The 1,137-nt window shown below is 68.8% G+C and carries 3 protein-coding genes; 1 reads left to right on the top strand and 2 read right to left on the bottom strand.

Annotation, left to right across the window (positions count from 1 at the left end; all coding sequences use genetic code 11):
- Positions 1-62: 62 nt before the first annotated feature.
- Positions 63-371: a DUF6127 family protein gene (locus AAFM29_RS04315; RefSeq protein ID WP_341711584.1), complete on the bottom strand. Its 309-nt coding sequence runs from the start codon at positions 369-371 to the stop codon at positions 63-65.
- A 47-nt stretch (positions 372-418) separates the two neighbouring features.
- Between AAFM29_RS04315 and AAFM29_RS04310 the strand changes: the two genes are divergently transcribed.
- Positions 419-586 carry a hypothetical protein gene (locus AAFM29_RS04310; RefSeq protein ID WP_341711583.1) on the top strand — a complete coding sequence of 56 codons (168 nt, stop codon included), beginning with the start codon at positions 419-421 and terminating at the stop codon, positions 584-586.
- On the opposite strand, the gene AAFM29_RS04305 is transcribed toward AAFM29_RS04310, so the two are convergent.
- The coding region (locus AAFM29_RS04305; RefSeq protein ID WP_341711582.1) for a phage portal protein at positions 583-1,137 on the bottom strand (555 nt) is incomplete at its 5' end. The genes AAFM29_RS04310 and AAFM29_RS04305 overlap by 4 nt on opposite strands.

The following is a 1,137-nucleotide window of genomic DNA, read 5'->3' as shown; positions in this document are numbered from 1 at the left end:
GATCGTGTCGCGCGCGCCGTCGGCGCGGTCGAACAGCGCGGCATAGCCCGCAATCCGCAGCCTCACTGGAGCAGGCCGCCCAGGCCCAGCCGCATGGCGATGCCGACCAGCAGCAGCGCCAGCGCGCCGCGCACCAGCCAAGCCACCATGGCCTTCCACGCGCTGGCCTTGGCGTCGCGCCAGGCGGACAGCAGCTCGCGCAGCTCGTCGATATCGTCCTGCGCCGACGCGTCGGCGAGGCCGAGCCGGTCGAGCACGCGGGTCGCGCCCAGCTCGCTCGCTTCTTCGACGATGGCGCGCAGCGTGATCAGCTCGCCGCCCTCGGTGCTCGCCTGCGCGATCAGCCGCGCGAGCATGTCTTCTCTGGTCATGTCTGGATGTCCCGATTAGGTCGGATAGGAAACTTGGATACTGAGCAATGAAGCGGATGATCATCATTGCCTTGGCGCTGATTGGCGCCGCTGTGGGTGCGCTGGTCCTTTGGTCGAGCGATCCGATCGACGCGTGCCTCGATCACGGCGGCAGCTGGGATTACGACCGGGATGTCTGCGACTTCGAACAGAATCATCCTGGTCCAAACGGCTAGGTCTCGATCCCCAGCATCGCGCGCTTCTCATCCGCGCTCAGGAAATCGGCGGCGCTGACCTGCGCCCACAGGCGCTCGCGGTCCTCGGCCAGCGCGGGAATGCGGTCGAGATCGACCTGCGGCGCTTCGGCGAACCAGTCGGCCAGCCCCGCATGCAGCCCGTCGAGGATCTTGCCCGCCAGTGGCAGCAGCGTCAGCCGCCACAGCGCGCGGTTGGCCTCGCGGTAATTGGCATAGGTGTTGTCACCCGGCAGGCCGAGCAGCATTGGCGGCACGCCGAAGGCCAGTGCGATGTCGCGCGCGGCGGCGGCCTTGAGGGTGGCGAAATCCATGTCGGCGGGGCTGAGGCTCATCGCCTTCCAGTCGAGCCCGCCTTCGAGCAGCATCGGCCGCCCGGCATTGCCCCCGCCCTGGAAGGCGGCCTGCAATTCGGCCTTGAGCCGCTCGAACTGTTCGGCCGTCAGCCCGGCGGCATCGCCCCCATCATAGACCAGCGCCCCCGATGGCCGCGCGGCATTGGCCAGCAGCGCACGGTTCCACTCGCTCGCGGC

Source organism: Erythrobacter sp., from assembly GCF_038133525.1.
Classification (GTDB): Bacteria; Pseudomonadota; Alphaproteobacteria; order Sphingomonadales; family Sphingomonadaceae; genus Qipengyuania.
Note: the sequence above shows the minus strand (reverse complement) of the source record. Positions and strands in the feature narration are given on the sequence as shown.

Coding starts and splice junctions, on each gene's coding strand:
- AAFM29_RS04315 (WP_341711584.1), bottom strand. CDS start 371: ATGACCAGAGAAGACATGCTCGCGCGGCTGATCGCGCAGGCGAGCACC.
- AAFM29_RS04310 (WP_341711583.1), top strand. CDS start 419: ATGAAGCGGATGATCATCATTGCCTTGGCGCTGATTGGCGCCGCTGTG.